Genomic DNA, 14,765 nt, shown 5'->3' with positions numbered 1-14,765 from the left:
ATGTTCTTTGTTTCCACCTCACGAATGAGGATTCCATTTATTACTTCTTCCATGATTTCTGTACCTCTAACACTTTATTAAATCCTTCCGGCATTTCCTGAATCATATTTTCATCCCCTATGATAGGGACAAGGTCTTCCTTCATAAACACCGGAATGCCGAGCTTATCTGCCTGATCCGCCAGAGACCATGCCCATTCCGGCTCCGTATGAATCTTCCTGCTCTGAGCTCCGGTCATGGTGCCGACAACGATCCAATTGATTTCGGAAAGGTCAACTGTGCCGGGATCGTCGAATAACGGCTCAAAGGTAACATGGTAATGTTTTGCTCTGACGTTTTTCCGAAGGGCGTCGATACGCCACAGTTCTGCTTTCCTCGTCACCGTAACGCCAAACCATGCGTTTTCCAGATCGGTATCAAAATCCAGCAAATCAGGTCGCTTGGTAAGGAACAGGAACTGATGCTGTGGATTTTCACGGATCTTTGCAAATACCTCGTCTCTCCATTCCGGCTTCCATCCGGAGAGATCGCTCATGCCGGTAAGAAGAAAGTTCTGCGGACGTTTCTTTTCCATCATCTTGAGCTTACCCGGAAAGAATTCAGGGTCAGCGAAGTCATCCATCATATGCCAGCGTTTCACATTANCTTGGTAAGGAACAGGAACTGATGCTGTGGATTTTCACGGATCTTTGCAAATACCTCGTCTCTCCATTCCGGCTTCCATCCAGAAAGATCGCTCATGCCGGTAAGAAGAAAGTTCTGCGGACGTTTCTTTTCCATCATCTTGAGCTTACTCGGAAAGAATTCAGGGTCAGCGAAATCATCAATCATATGCCAGCGTTTCACGTTGTTGCGGGCATAGCAATATGTACACCCCACTGTGCAGCCAATGACGATATTCATGTTCTGAATCTGATCTTTGATACAAATACTCATGACTTCTGCCACTCCTCAAGATTCTTTCTGATGCGGTCGAGGCATTCCTCAAACCGGGTAATTTCTTCCTCTGAAAAACCTTTGTAGTAAATACTGCCCATCTCATCAGATACAGAATCGTACTCGCCCTTTAAGGCATGTGCTTTCTCAGTCAGAAACAGGAGCGTTTTCCTTTTGTCCGTTTCAGACTGAANAGATCGGTATCAAAATCCAGCAAATCAGGTCGCTTGGTAAGGAACAGGAACTGATGCTGTGGATTTTCACGGATCTTTGCAAATACCTCGTCTCTCCATTCCGGCTTCCATCCGGAGAGATCGCTCATGCCGGTAAGAAGAAAGTTCTGCGGACGTTTCTTTTCCATCATCTTGAGCTTACCCGGAAAGAATTCAGGGTCAGCGAAGTCATCCATCATATGCCAGCGTTTCACATTATTGTGGGCATAGCAATATGCACACCCCACTGTGCAGCCGATGACGATATTCATGTTCTGAATCTGATCTTTGATACAAATACTCATGATTCCTGCCAACCCTCAAGATTTTTTCTGATACGGTCGAGGTATTCCTCAAACTGGGCAATTTCTTCCTCTGAAAAACCTTTGTAGTAAATACTTCCCATCTCATCAGATACAGAATCGTACTCGCCCTTTAAGGCATGTGCTTTCTCAGTCAGAAACAGGAGCGTTTTCCTTTTGTCCGTTTCAGACTGAACACGGCTTATCAGCCCTTGATTTTCCATTCTTTCCAGCATCGTAGTAAGAGATGTTATCGCTAATCCGCATTTAGTCGAGAGTGACCTGATTGAAATACCATCCTTCTGCCACAGCACATAAAGAATACGCCCTTGGGCTCCATTAAACGCATCAATATTCTTTTCACTGAGAATCTTCTCGAAAATCCGGTCTCCAAGCTGTTTTATTTTGGTGACAAGAAATCCTCCATTCATTTCCATACAAAAGCTCCTATATAGTAGTTTGTTAAAAACATACTATATAGGAGTTTTATTGTCAAGAGTTTATATGTCTTAATAGGTGAATTCCGTTTTTTCAATTCTCCAAACTGGAACTTGTCGGGGCGAGTCCCCTCCATCTTGCTGCCGCAAGACCGTTCTGTCGCTTAAAAGCCCCACTGGGGCTTTCATTGTTCCGCTTCGCTCCACAAACGCGAATTTTCAAATTAGTCTTTGCAAATAACCTTTGAACCTTCACCATCAATTACAATTCCCTGACGGTTGTTAATCGGGCATAGATTCAAATCCGAAAACTCAGTCATTATTTTCTCGGTAACTTTCTTAAATGGTGCTGTAAGATAATGCGGAAGAACATAGAAATCAATCAAATCAAGCCCTGCATCATCTTCTTGTGAGTAGTCCTCCGGCTTTTCATCCATTTGCTCGATATATTGGATGCTTGGAGCGCATATAATCGCACCTGCCGATTCACCAATCATCAGTTTTCCCTTTGCCAATTCTTTCTTCAACAGCTCATCCGTTCCCGTTTTACGGAGCTGGTCTATAAGGAAAAAAGAATTTCCGCCGGTAAAATATATCACATCCGCATCTTCAAAAACAGACTGTATCGTTGAATAAGCCTCCGTTGAAATATCAATTTCAGTTACGATTGCTCCCAACTTTTTGAATAATTTTCGAGCCGAGCCGACATAACCGGTGTAGCCTTCACGCAGCGAAGCTGTTGGAATAAATGCGACTTTTTTATTTTCAATTTCTTCCTTTATCAGACTTCCTACACTTGAAAAGTGCGAACATAAAAATAGTTTCATCAATATTCTCCTTTATATATAAATTCGCGTTTGTGGAGCGAAGCGGAACAATGAAAGCCCCAGTGGGGCTTTTAAGTGACAGAACGGTCTTGCGTAGCAAGATGGAGGGGCCTCGCCCCGACAAGTTTCGATTTGTTGAATCAAGTATAGCATATTGCGAACAAAAAAAGCAAAGCTGTGAATGCATGATATTATCCCGCATTGACAAAACTGCGCAGAATCAGTACAATAAAACATAGCTATCCGCAAATTTTTTGCATGAGAATAAAGGAGCGTTTTTCTATGCCGAGCAATAAAGTCCGCACCCGTTTTGCGCCGTCGCCCACGGGTTATATGCACGTTGGCAACCTGCGCACTGCCCTGTACACCTACCTGATGGCAAAGCACGAGGATGGCACCTTCATCCTGCGCATCGAGGATACCGATCAGGGCCGCTATGTGGAGGGCGCTGTGGATGTCATCTACAACACCCTGCGGGAGACCGGCCTGCTGTGGGACGAAGGCCCGGACATCGGCGGCCCCGTGGGCCCCTATGTGCAGAGCGAGCGCATGGGCATGTTCAAACAGTATGCCGAGCAGCTGGTGGCAGAGGGCAAGGCATACTATTGCTTCTGCACCGAGGAGCGTCTGGAGGCCCTGCATGCTGAGCAGCGCGCCAACGGTGAGATGACCCACTATGACGGATGCTGCCGCGACCTGCCCAAGGAGGAAGTGGAAAAGCGTCTTGCTGCCGGGGAACCCTATGTTATCCGCCAGAAGATCCCCCGCGAGGGCGTGACCGGCTTCGACGATGTGGTGTACGGCCACATCGAGGTGAACAACAGCGAGATGGACGACCAGATCCTCATCAAGACCGACGGCATGCCCACCTACAACTTTGCCAACGTGGTGGACGATCACCTCATGGGCATCACCCACGTGATCCGCGGCAGCGAGTATCTGTCCTCTACCCCCAAGTACAACCTGCTGTATCAGGCGTTCGGCTGGGAGATCCCCACCTACATCCACTGCCCGCCGGTCATGAAGGATGCGCAGAATAAGCTTTCCAAGCGCAACGGCGATGCCAGCTATCAGGATCTGGTGGCAAAGGGCTACCTGACCGAGGCCGTGCTGAACTACATCTGCCTGCTGGGCTGGAGCCCCAAGGGCGAGTATGCCGAGCAGGAGATCTTCTCCCTGCCGGAACTGGTCAAGATCTGGTCTCCGGACGGCATCTCCAAGTCTCCCGCCATCTTCGATCCCCTCAAGCTGCGGGCCATCAACGCGGAATATATCCGCCGCCTGTCCCCGGAAGAGTTCCAGAAGAAGGCGGAGCCGTGGATCGACAAGGCCGTGCACACCTCCATCGACAAGAAGCTGCTGTGCGCAAACCTGCAGCCCCGCTGCGAAGTGCTGGGCGAGATCCCGGAGCAGCTGGATTTCTTTGATGCGATGCCCGAGTACGATGTGAGCATGTACGCCAACAAGAAGCAGAAGACCACCCCGGAGACCGCCAAGGAGGCACTGGAAGCCCTGCTGCCTGTGCTCAGCGACGAAGCACTGGATTTTGGCAATCGCGATGCCGTCTTCGATGCCTGCAAGGCCAAGGCTGAGGAGCTGGGCAAGAAGAACGGCTGGCTGCTGTACCCGCTGGGCATTGCCCTTTCTGGCAAGCAGCGCACCCCCGGCGGCGGCACCGACCTTGCCTGCATGATGGGCCGCGAAACCACCCTTGCCCGCGTAAAAGCGGCAATTGAAAAGCTGAACGGCTGATTTTTGCCATAAAACCACAAAGCTCTGCAGCATTTTTGAACGCTGCAGGGCTTTTTTGCGTCTTTGGGCCGGTTTGCGGCAGAACACTGCACCGCGCCAAAAATCGCCGCGCGCCCGCGCTACAGTATATGCAGAAAGCGCGGGGAACAGAACCACAACGCCCCGCCGGAAAGCGGGGAGTTTTTATGACAGAGCGGATGGGTCTGGCAGCGGTCGGGCGGCAGAACAGACAGCGGGCAGCGCTGGCACGGCGGGCGGAGCTGCGCCCGGCAGCGCGCAGGCTGGCGGCTGTGGCAGTGGGATTTGCAGGCGGCTGGGCCGTTCTGTACGGTGCACTGATGCCTTTTGGTCTGGGCTTTGTGCTGGGCTTTGCAGAGGACTGCTTTGCCCCCTGTGCGGCGGGTGCGGCGCTGGGTGTGCTGCTGCACGGGTTTGGCGCGCTCTCGCTGCGCAGTGTCTGTATGCTGTGCGCACTGGGTGCTGCAGTGGCAGCGCGGTGGATGGGTGCCAGAACACTGACCCCGGCGGCACTGGCGGGCTGCGGCACGCTGGTGGGCGTGGCGCTGTGCTTTGCCTTTGGCGGCGGCGGGGCAGAGCTGGTGCTTTACAGTGCGGCAGATGCCCTGCTGGCCGCAGCCATGGGCTTTTGTCTGCGGCAGTTCGCGCCCGAAAAGCCGGGTGCCGGGATGCTTCTGGTGGGTGCGGCGGCAGCGGCGGCGCTGGGCAGTGTGCAGCTGTGGCAGCTGCTGCCGGGCGTGATCGTCTGCGCGGCGCTGGAACTGTATTTATGCAGCAAAGGGCAGGCCAAAGCCGCGCTTGCGGCCTGCGCGGTGCTGGGCGCTGCGCTGTGCGCGGCAGACCCGGCCCTCAGCTTTGCGGCATCCGGCCTTGCCTGTGCCACGGTGGCAGCGGCGGTGCTGGCACCCGGACGGCGCATGGAAACGGTAGCCGCCTACGCGGGCGGCTGCGTGACCGGTGCACTCTGTGTGCAGCCGCCCGGGAGCGCGTTCCAATATCTGCTGAACGTCTGCATCGGCATCACGGCCGTAGCGGCCATGCCCGCAGCATGGCTTGTGCCGGAGCCGGAAGAAAAGCCGCAGGCAGGGCAGGCCCAGCCGCAGCAGTACAGTGCAGCGGCCACCCGGCTGGAACAGGTGTCCCAGAGCCTTGCATCGCTGGCAGAGACCGTGAACGATGTCTACGAAACGCTGCCGCACCGGCGTGAGGATTTCCATTGGGTAATTGACAACACACATGATACCCTTTGTTTTAACTGCGGACGGCGGGATACCTGCTGGAAGCAGGAGTATGCCGCCACGCTGGAGGGCATGGAAGCACTGCGTCCTCTGCTGGAAAGCAGCGGCGGGCTGGAAACGGCTCAATTGCCCGGGCAATTATCCCGGTGCATCCACCCGGCAGCACTGTGCGCAGCGGCAAACCGCTCCTTTGCGCTGTATCGCAGCCGCAAGGAGGCCCGCCTTCATGCCGAAGCCATGCGCACTGCCCTGACCGAGCAGTACAGCGCCGTGGCCGAAGCGCTGGGCGTGTTGGGAGAACAGCTGGGCCGTCCGGGCGACCCGGAACCCTATAAATCCGGCCGGGTGGCGGACTTTTTTGCGCAGCTTGGCACTCCGCCGCAGGAGTGTGCCGTCACGCTGGATGATCTGGGCCGCACCCATGCGGCGGTCACGCTGCCGCGCACCCGCTTCTCGGCGCAGGAGCTGGCCGCGCTGGCCGGGGAGGTGGGCCGCATTTGCCGCCGCACGCTGGAAGTGCCGCAGGTGCTTTCCTGCAAGGGAATGACCACCCTGCTGTTCAGCGAAAAGCCTGTGCTGCGGGCCGTGTTCGGCATGGCGGGCGCGGCGGCGCGGGGCAGTATTTCCGGCGATGCGGTGCAGCAGTTCTGCAGCCCGGCGGCAGCGCAGATGATCCTGTGCGACGGCATGGGCACCGGCAGGCCTGCAGCCGTGGATGGCAACCTTGCCGCCGAGCTGACGGCCCGGCTGCTCAAGGCGGGCTTTACCGCAGAGCTGGCGGCAAGGCTGGTCAACGTGGCCCTTGCCCTGAAAAGTGAGGATGAGAGCGGTGCCACGCTGGACCTCATCAGCGTGGATCTTTACACCGGCACGGCAAGGCTGTTCAAGGCCGGTGCGGCACCGGGCTTCCTTGTGCACGGCGGGCGGGTGCGTGCTGTGGGCGACACCAGCCTGCCGGTGGGCATTCTGGGCGGAGTGAACGGCCAGAGACGGGTGGTGCATTTGACGGTGGGCGATTATGCGGTGCTGGTCTCGGACGGGCTGCTGGTGGACGGTCCGGGCTGGGTGGCAAAGCAGCTGGAGCTTTCCGCTGCGGCAGGAGAAGCGCCGGAAAAAGTTGCAAAAACGCTGGTGGAAACGGCCCGCGTGCGCGCCCAGAAGACCGGCAGGCCGGACGACATTACGGCGGCGGTGCTGCGGCTGGAAAAATGCGTTTGATGTTCATACAAACTTCGTTGATTTTCGACGGAGGAGAAGGTATACTATGGAAGCATAGAAACAAAACGGGAGGACAGAAACATGCTTACCATAACCGTAGCGCAGGATGGCAGCGGCGATTTTGCTTCGGTGTCCGAAGCGGTGCTGGCCGTGCCTTATGCCTGCGCAGCAGAGATCCGCATTGGCCCGGGAGTTTACCGCGAAAAGCTGGTGTGCGAAAAACAGGATATCACCCTGATCGGCGCAGGCATGGAAAGCACCCGCATCGTGTGGGGCGACGGCGGCAGGCTGCCGCACCCGGACGGCAGGCCCACCCACACCTTCCGCAGCTATACCGCGTTTTTCCGGGGGATAGAACTGCGGGTGCGGGACCTGACCATTGAAAACGATGCCGGCCCCGGGGCAAAGGTGGGGCAGGCCGTGGCGGCTTATGTGGACTGCTCTCACACCCTCTTTGAGAATGTGCGGCTGCTGAGCAATCAGGATACGCTGTTCTGCGCCCCTCTGCCGGAGAAGGAGCGGGAGAAGGATGGCTTCCTTGGCCCGGGCCGCTTTGCGCCCCGCCGACCGACGGCCCAGTATTACCGGCACTGCGAGATCGCGGGAGATATCGATTTTATTTTTGGCGGCGCGGACGCTCTGTTTGAGCAGTGCACCATCCGCACCGTGAACAACCACCTGCCTGCAAGCTACGTCACGGCTCCCTCGGGCCGTTCCGATGGCCTCGGGTTTGTGTTCTGGGACTGCGACTTTGTTTCGGACGACTGCCCGGCGGGCACGGTGTTTCTGGGCAGGCCGTGGCGGCCCACCGGTAAAACGGCTGTGCTGGACTGCCGTCTGGGAGCCCACATTGCACCGGAAGGCTTTTCGCCCTGGCAGAGCCGCACCGACTCGGACCTTGCCTGCTTTGCCGAAGCGGGCAGCACCGGCGAGGGCGCAGCAGCGCGCGGTGCATGGGTGAAGCAGCTGGACAGCCAGCAGGCCGAAGAGCTGCTCAGATGTGCACGGAAGCTTTGCAGACCGGAATAAAAGCGGAAAATATAAAATAAAGTATAAAACGGATTTGAAGGATCTTCTATGAAAAAACTGCCGAATTTTGTCAAATGGATCATCATTCTGGCGGCACTGGCTGCAATGGGCTGGATGATGTGGGCTGTGAATGATCGTGCCTCCCGGGTGGAAATGCCCGCACCGGATAATACATTCGGAATTTATCGCACAGCAGATTCCAGCCAGTAAATCATTTGGAATGGCCGCAGCATTGCGGGCAGAAACGATGCTCTATAGAAAAAGCAAAAGCCGGGACGACCACACGGTCATCCCGGCTTTAAAATTATTCCTGATTATTCCTGCCCGGCCATCTCGGCTGCATTGGCGGGCAGGTCGTTCATGATGAACCAGAACGTAGTGCCCATGCCAATGGCACTCTGCACACCAAAGCGGAAGCCGTGCTGCTGGAAGATGGCCTTGGTGATGGAAAGGCCCAGACCGGTGCCCTGCTTGCCGGCATCCGAACGGGAGCGGTAGTACCGATCAAAGATATAGGGCAGGTCGTCGGCAGAGATGCCGGGGCCGTGGTCCTCCACCTCGATCCGCACGCCCTCGGTGCAGCGCTGGGCCCGCAGGATGAAGATGCCGTCTTTGCCGATGTGGTGCATGGCGTTGCCCAGCAGGTTATGCAGTGCGCGCTGCATCATGTTGGGGTCTGCGTAAACGGGCAGTTCCTCGTCCGGAAGCTCCAGCTGGAGCTGCCAGCCGTTCTGGGCGCAGATGGCATCGTACCGTTCGCTCACCTCGTCGCACAGCTGGCCCATATCAAAGTGCACGCGCTCGCATTTGTCGGCACCGCTGGTCACCTTGCTCAGCTCCATCACGCTGGAGACCAGTGCGGTCAGGCGGTCGGTCTCGTCCACGATAATGTTCATCTGCTCATCGCGGTGGGCCTTGTCGTCGCCGGTAATGTCGCGCACCGTCTCGGCATAGCCCTTGATAAGGGTCAGCGGGGTGCGCAGGTCGTGGGAGACGTTGGCCAGCAGATCGCGCTGCATCTGCGAAGAATGCTGCACCTCGCTTGCCATGTGGTTGAAGTCCCGGGCCAGATCGCCCAGCTCATCGCTGCGGCGGGTATCCACCTGCACGGCATAGTTGCCCATGGCCATCTGGCGGGCAGCGCTGGAAAGCTGGCGCAGCGGCTTTGTGAACCACTCACTGAACAGCCATGCCGCCGTCATGGCAAAGGCAAAGATCAGCGCCGCTGCCATGGGCAGCACGGTGCTCAGCACCCTGCCGGCTTCAGCCACATGCACAAGGCTGGTAGTGACCAGAACGGTGTACTCGCCGCCGGAGGTGTTGCGCCCTACCAGCAGCTGTGCCGAGCCGGAGAGCCGCGGCGGATTCAGGGTCTGCACAAAGCCGCCGGTGGTGCGGCATTTCTTGCGCATGGCCACAGCGGTGGAAACGATCATATCGTTGTTGGCGGAATCCGAGAGCAGCGTTTCGTGCAGGTTGCAGTAGGACTGGTTCTCGATCTTATAGATCGTGCGCATGGTGGTATCGGAAATATCCACACAGAAGCTGTTCAGCGAACCGCTGGCGTACAGCTGAGTGGCAAGCCGGTCAAAAAACGTGGTGTTGACCGTAAGATGGCCAAAAGACCATGCCGAAAGGGCTTCGCCGTTTGCAATAGCCTTGTCCAGCTCGGCGGTGATGCTTTCTGCCTGAGTGGTCAGCTGTTTTTCAATGTGCTTGGTGTACAGCGGTTCCAGCAGCTGGGTGGACAGAAACCACACCAGTGCCAGCAGGAACAGACAGATACAACACAAAAACCACATCAGCTGGCCGCGGATGCCGGGGGAGTGATGGTGCCGCATGAATCCTCCACTCCTTTATCAGCGCGTTGCGTCGGGGTCGAATTTGTAGCCGATGCCCCACACGGTAGCAATGTAGCTGCGGCACTTGCCCAGATGGCCCCGCAGCATTTTGACATGGGTATCCACGGTGCGGTCCTCGCCAAAGTAGTCGTAGTTCCACACCTTCTGCAGGATCTTTTCACGGCTGAGGGCGATGCCCTTGTTGGAAGCAAGGAACACCAGCAGGTCGAACTCCTTGGGGGTCAGGGCCACCTCCTCGCCGGAAACGCGCACCGTGTGGCTGGCCGTGTCGATGGTCAGCTCACCAAAGGTCATGGTGTCGGAGGCAGCGGCGGGCTTGGGCATGGTGCGGTTCAGCACGGCCTTGACGCGGGCTACCAGCTCACGGGGAGAGAAGGGCTTGACAACGTAGTCGTCGGCACCGCTCTCCAGGCCGGCCAGCTTGTCGTATTCCTCGCCGCGGGCGGTCAGGATGATGACCGGCGTGTTGATGTGGCGGGCGCGCATCTCCCGCAGGCAGGTCATACCGTCCATGAACGGCATCATCAGGTCCAGAATGACCAGATCGAAGGCTCCGCCGGAAAGCTGGGTCAGCGCAGCTGTGCCGTCGGCGGCTTCTTCACAGATATAACCGGAATATTGTAAATGTTCACGGATCAGCTCGCGGATGCGCGGCTCATCGTCAACGATCAGGATCTTAGCCATAATACAGACACCTTCCTCAATAATAGACTTCTTGACCAGAATATCATACAGCAAGAATAAAAAAAAGCTGTGAAGTTTGCGTGAATGCTTTTCAAAAAAAGTGCCCGCAGCGGCGGGCTGCTTCCAGTACCAGTATACCACAGAAAAACGGCCCTGCACAGCCAGAGTTTGCGGGGCAGACCGCAGGCCCAGCCGGATGGTGGTGCTTTCCGACCTGCACAATTCCGAGTTTGGCGCATATAATAGTGAGCTTGTGGATAAGGTGCGGCGGCGCTGGCCTGCTTTTATCTGCGCATCCCGGTGGGCCATGTGGAAGCCGGACTGCGCACCTACGATCTGGATTCCCCCTATCCGGAGGAGCTCAACCGGCAGGCGGTGGGCGTGCTGGCAAGATACAACTTCGCGCCCACCGAGCAGGCCAAGCAGAACCTGCTGCGGGAGTGGTTCAGCTGGTGGACGGCACCGAGAACATTTCCAGCGTGGCACACTGCATGATTCGACTGCGGTTCGCGGTCAAGGACCTGAACAAGGCCGATCAGGAAGCGCTGAAGAAAATCCCCGGCGTGCTGTCCGTCACCCCAGCGGCATGATGTTCTGCGGTGCAGTGCCCAGAAACGCCGGTGTCTCCGGCGACGCAGCGGTCAGGTTCGTCTTGCTCACCTTCCACCACAGGCGGGTGGTGCCGTCCGGCGCGGTAAAGATCAGGTTCCAGTCAAAGGGATTCTCGCTGGTGGAGTTCAGCTGCACCGGAAGAGCGTTCGGCGCAGCTGGTGCGCAGGGGGCAAAGTCGTGGGCGCGGATGCCCACGGCGGTGCAGGTTTCCGGTACCTCGGCGGCAAGGTGAAGGGGCGCATCCCAGCCGGTCAGGCGCACGGTGTGGGCATCCACGCGGGTACAGGACAGAATGTTCTTGCAGCCGGTCAGCCGTGCGGCGGTGGTGCTCTGCGGGTCTGCAAACACCTCTTTGGTGCCGCCGGTGCGCAGCACCTGCCCGCCATCCATCACGATCATATCCCGGCACAGGCGGTAGGCTTCGTCACGGTTGTGTGTGACCAGCAGCGCCGTGCCGCCAAACCCGGCCAGCAGGCTGCCCACTTCGCCCTCCATTTCCTCGCGCAGGTAGCTGTCCAGCGCACTGAACGGCTCGTCCAGCATCAGAATTTTGGGCCTGCCCACAAGGATGCGTGCCAGCGCGGTGCGCTGCTGCTGTCCGCCGGAAAGCTGGGCCGGGTAGCGCTTGGCAAGGGATTCCAGCCGCATGGCCTGCAGCATTTCGGCGCAGCGGGCCTTACGGGCGGCCTTGTCTTTTTCGGCTTTCAGGCCGCAGAGCACGTTCTGCTCCACGGTCATGTTGGGGAACAATGCGTAGTTCTGGAACAGCAGGCCCACGCCGCGCTGCTGCGGCGGCAGGTCGATGTGCTGGGCGCTGTCAAACAGCACCCGGCCGTCCAGTACGATGCGGCCCGCATCCGGCTTTACGATACCGGCAATGCAGCGCAGGGTCATGCTTTTGCCGCAGCCGGACGCGCCCAGAATGGCCGTGGCGGTGCTGCGCGCGGCAAAGTTGGCGTGAAGGGTAAAGCCATCCAGCTTTTTGGTAATGTTCACTTCAAGACTCATGCGCGGCCACCTGCTTTCTGTTTTTTCTCCAGCAGATTCACGGCCAGCAGCACCACTGCCGAGATCACGATATCCACCAGCACCCAGCGCATGGCACCGGCTTCGTCGTTGGTGCGCCACAGCTGGTACACGGTGGTGGCAATGGTGGCGGTCTTGCCGGGGGTGTAGCCTGCGATCATGCTGGTGGCACCGTACTCGCCCAGCGCGCGGGCAAAGGCCAGCACCGTGCCGGCCAGAATGCCTTGACGGCAGCAGGGCATCCGCACCCGCCAGAAGATCCACACGTCCGACTGGCCCAGCGTTTGCGCCGACCATGCCAGCGTTTCGTCAAAGCTTTCAAACGCGCCGCGCGCCGTGCGGTACATCAGCGGAAAGGCCACCACGATGGATGCAAAGATGGCACTGTACCAGTTCATGACCAGCTTCACGCCGAAATGCTCCATGAAAAAGGCACCCAGCGGCCGCTTTGCGCCGAACAAAAGCAGTAGAAAATAGCCCACCACCGTGGGCGGCAGCACCATGGGCAGGGTGAGCACCACGTCCAGCGCGCCCTTGACAGTGCGCGGCAGCTTGGCAATATAGTAGGCGGCAAAAATGCCAAGGAAGAACACCGCCGCGCAGCTGACGAGGGCGATGCGCAGGCTGTTCCAAAGGGGATACCAGTCCATAAATGATACCTCCGAATAAAAAGGCTTCCCCCGGAGGGGAAGCTCTGAAAAACAACGGATTTACAGTGCGGTGAAGCCCACGCTCTCGAACACGGTCGCGGCGCGGTCGGTCTGCAGATAGGCCAGAAACTCCCTGGCAGCCTCGGCGTTGGGGGCGGCCTTCAGCACGGCGGCAGGGTAGATCACCTGACCGCACATCTCCTTGGTGGCCTCATCCACGGGGGTCAGGCCTGCGCTGTAGGCATCGGTGCAGTACACGACACCGGCATCCACGCTGGCTTCGGTGATCTGGGTGGTGACCTCCTTGACGTTGGAGCCGTAGGTGATGACACCGGCTGCGGCCAGTGCTTCCTCGTCCAGAGCGTAGTAGGCAAGGATCTTCTGGGTGTACTGGCCCACGGGCACATCGCTGTTGCCCATGCAGAACAGAATGTCCCCGGCCTTGAGGTGCTCGGCCAGAGAATCGAAGCTGTCGATGCCCTTATTGCCATTCTCGGGCACGCACAGAACGACCTTGTTCTCCAGCAGGTCCACGCGGGAATCGCTGTCCACGAAGTCCAGTCCTTCGGTGTTCACATCGGCGGAAGCGGTGCTGTCCAGCTGGTTCATCTGCTTCTGACCGGCGGAGATGAACAGGTCGCAGTCCGCGCCTTCCTGGATCTGGGTCTTGAGGGTGCCGGAGGAGTCGAAGTTGAAGCTGAAGGTCACGCCGGGGTTCTCGGCAGAGTAGATCTCGCCGATGGCGGTGAGGGTCTCGGTGAGGGATGCGGCGGCAAACACGATCAGCTCCATGGATCCACCGGCAGCTTCAGAAGAAGCAGCGGCAGAGCCTGCCACGGAAGATGCAGTGCTGGAAGCGGAGGAGCCGCAGGCGGTCAGGGCCGCAGCGGCACCGGCGATACCGGCAGCAGCCAGAAAGCTGCGGCGGGAAATTTTAGTGTTGTTCATGATAAGCGCTCCTGCTTTTAAAATGAATCTTTGCATTTGATACGGTACAGGATGCGGTGCCGCCCACCGGGATACTTTTTTACTTCCGGGCGCATTCGCCGTCCAGCCCGGCGGCAAGGCGGATGCCGTGCGCAAGGCTGGGCAGGATGTACTCGAGGTTTTCTTTTACGGCCTTAGGGCTGCCCGGCAGGTTCACGATCAGGGTCTTGCCGCGCAGCACACTGGCGGCACGGCTCAGCATCCCGCGCGGTGTGATGGTAAGGCTATGGTACCGCATGGCCTCGGCAATGCCGGGCGCGTTGCGTTCGGCTACGCTCAAAGTCACCTCCGGGGTGATATCCCGGGGTGCAAAGCCGGTGCCGCCGGTGGTGAGAATCAGGTTCACCTGACGGGCATCCGCAAGGCGCAGCAGCTGGGTTTTGAGCTGGGCGGCATCGTCCGGCAGAAGCAGCGCTTCCTCCACCTTGTAGCCTGTGGCGGTGAGCATTTCCACAATGAGCGGGCCGCTTTTGTCCTCCCGTTCGCCGCGGCTGCCCTTATCGGAAAGGGTGATCACTGCCGCGCGCAGGGGCAAATCTGCCGGGGTGGACAGCAGCTTCATCTCGTCGCCGGTGTGGATGGTGCCGCCTTTTACCACCCGTGCGAACACGCCCTCCCGCGGCATGATGCAGTCGCCGGTCTGCCGGCGGATGGCGCAGTCGCTGTGGCACTCCTTGCCGATCTGGGTCATTTCCAGCACGGCATCCCCAATGGCAAAAAAGCTGGGCACCGGCAGGGTGGCAAGATCGAACCCTTCCACCACCAGATTTTCGCCAAAGGCACCGTAGTCCACCCAGAGCTTTTGACGGAAAACTTCAATTTTTTCCGCGCTCAGCAGGCTGACCTGCCGGTGCCAGCTGCCGCCGTGGGCATCGCCCACAATACCCCACTCCGGGGTGAGAACAGCGGACGGCACCGGCGTTTTCAAGGTGCCGCGCCGGGGGCTTGTGCAGATAGCCAGAATTTTACCCATAA

Annotated in this window: 12 protein-coding genes and 6 pseudogenes; 6 read left to right on the top strand and 12 right to left on the bottom strand. The window is 58.1% G+C overall.

Translation table 11 applies throughout. The annotated features are described in order from the left end of the window. Positions 1–40: 40 nt before the first annotated feature. The 6 genes and pseudogenes from GKG34_RS14115 to GKG34_RS14090 all read right to left on the bottom strand — a co-directional run. Positions 41–643, bottom strand: a pseudogene (locus GKG34_RS14115) (DUF5131 family protein); the annotation flags it as partial. 2 nt (positions 644–645) lie between these two features. Next, a pseudogene (locus tag GKG34_RS14110) lies at positions 646–936 on the bottom strand (DUF5131 family protein); the annotation flags it as partial. Then, positions 933–1,127 (bottom strand): annotated as a pseudogene (locus GKG34_RS14105) (MarR family transcriptional regulator); the annotation flags it as partial. The pseudogenes GKG34_RS14110 and GKG34_RS14105, both read right to left, overlap by 4 nt. Before the next feature lie 3 nt (positions 1,128–1,130). Beyond that, positions 1,131–1,453 (bottom strand): annotated as a pseudogene (locus GKG34_RS14100) (DUF5131 family protein); the annotation flags it as partial. Continuing rightward, complete coding sequence (locus tag GKG34_RS14095) at positions 1,450–1,887, bottom strand: radical SAM mobile pair system MarR family transcriptional regulator (protein ID WP_154256613.1); 438 nt, start codon at positions 1,885–1,887, stop codon at positions 1,450–1,452. The gene GKG34_RS14095 and the pseudogene GKG34_RS14100, both read right to left, overlap by 4 nt. A gap of 224 nt (positions 1,888–2,111) precedes the next feature. After that, positions 2,112–2,714, bottom strand: a complete 603-nt coding sequence (locus tag GKG34_RS14090; RefSeq protein WP_015563755.1) for a Type 1 glutamine amidotransferase-like domain-containing protein — start codon at positions 2,712–2,714, stop codon at positions 2,112–2,114. 282 nt (positions 2,715–2,996) lie between these two features. Here GKG34_RS14090 and gltX point away from each other — a divergent pair, with 282 nt between their 5' ends. From gltX to GKG34_RS15720, 4 genes are all read left to right on the top strand, one after another. Continuing rightward, positions 2,997–4,466: a glutamate--tRNA ligase gene (gene gltX / locus GKG34_RS14085; RefSeq protein WP_082210819.1), complete on the top strand. Its 1,470-nt coding sequence runs from the start codon at positions 2,997–2,999 to the stop codon at positions 4,464–4,466. Between the two features lie 185 nt (positions 4,467–4,651). Further along, positions 4,652–6,940 (top strand): PP2C family protein-serine/threonine phosphatase, encoded by a 2,289-nt coding sequence (locus tag GKG34_RS14080; protein WP_243139278.1) that lies wholly within the window; start codon positions 4,652–4,654, stop codon positions 6,938–6,940. An 81-nt stretch (positions 6,941–7,021) separates the two neighbouring features. Continuing rightward, positions 7,022–7,969 (top strand): pectinesterase family protein, encoded by a 948-nt coding sequence (locus GKG34_RS14075; protein WP_154256609.1) that lies wholly within the window; start codon positions 7,022–7,024, stop codon positions 7,967–7,969. Positions 7,970–8,017: 48 nt separating this feature from the next. After that, complete coding sequence (locus GKG34_RS15720; protein WP_165852638.1) at positions 8,018–8,179, top strand: hypothetical protein; 162 nt, start codon at positions 8,018–8,020, stop codon at positions 8,177–8,179. 104 nt (positions 8,180–8,283) lie between these two features. On the opposite strand, the gene GKG34_RS14070 is transcribed toward GKG34_RS15720, so the two are convergent. Both GKG34_RS14070 and GKG34_RS14065 read right to left on the bottom strand, forming a co-directional pair. Beyond that, complete coding sequence (locus GKG34_RS14070; RefSeq protein ID WP_154256606.1) at positions 8,284–9,810, bottom strand: HAMP domain-containing sensor histidine kinase; 1,527 nt, start codon at positions 9,808–9,810, stop codon at positions 8,284–8,286. 18 nt (positions 9,811–9,828) lie between these two features. Further along, complete coding sequence (locus GKG34_RS14065; protein ID WP_044953253.1) at positions 9,829–10,515, bottom strand: response regulator transcription factor; 687 nt, start codon at positions 10,513–10,515, stop codon at positions 9,829–9,831. Positions 10,516–10,785: 270 nt separating this feature from the next. Between GKG34_RS14065 and GKG34_RS14060 the strand changes: the two are divergent. Beyond that, positions 10,786–10,956: pseudogene (locus GKG34_RS14060) on the top strand (UDP-N-acetylglucosamine 2-epimerase); the annotation flags it as partial. Continuing rightward, positions 10,956–11,006, top strand: a pseudogene (locus GKG34_RS16155) (hypothetical protein); the annotation flags it as partial. The pseudogenes GKG34_RS14060 and GKG34_RS16155, both read left to right, overlap by 1 nt. 82 nt (positions 11,007–11,088) lie before the next feature. Here GKG34_RS16155 and GKG34_RS14050 read toward each other — a convergent pair. The 4 genes from GKG34_RS14050 to GKG34_RS14035 form a co-directional block, all read right to left on the bottom strand. After that, complete coding sequence (locus GKG34_RS14050; RefSeq protein WP_154256604.1) at positions 11,089–12,135, bottom strand: ATP-binding cassette domain-containing protein; 1,047 nt, start codon at positions 12,133–12,135, stop codon at positions 11,089–11,091. Beyond that, on the bottom strand, positions 12,132–12,803 hold the full coding sequence (modB, locus tag GKG34_RS14045) for a molybdate ABC transporter permease subunit (RefSeq protein WP_097774260.1): 672 nt from the start codon (positions 12,801–12,803) through the stop codon (positions 12,132–12,134). The genes GKG34_RS14050 and modB overlap by 4 nt, the downstream gene beginning before the upstream one ends. 60 nt (positions 12,804–12,863) lie before the next feature. Next, positions 12,864–13,751, bottom strand: coding sequence for a molybdate ABC transporter substrate-binding protein (gene modA / locus GKG34_RS14040; RefSeq protein WP_154256602.1), 888 nt, complete (start codon positions 13,749–13,751; stop codon positions 12,864–12,866). A gap of 79 nt (positions 13,752–13,830) precedes the next feature. After that, entirely contained in the window at positions 13,831–14,763 is a 933-nt protein-coding gene (locus tag GKG34_RS14035; protein ID WP_154256601.1) for an MOSC domain-containing protein, read from the bottom strand. Positions 14,764–14,765 lie beyond the last annotated feature (2 nt).

This window comes from Faecalibacterium sp. BIOML-A4, assembly GCF_009679665.1.
Classification (GTDB): domain Bacteria; phylum Bacillota; class Clostridia; order Oscillospirales; family Ruminococcaceae; genus Faecalibacterium; species Faecalibacterium taiwanense.
Note: the sequence above shows the minus strand (reverse complement) of the source record. Positions and strands in the feature narration are given on the sequence as shown.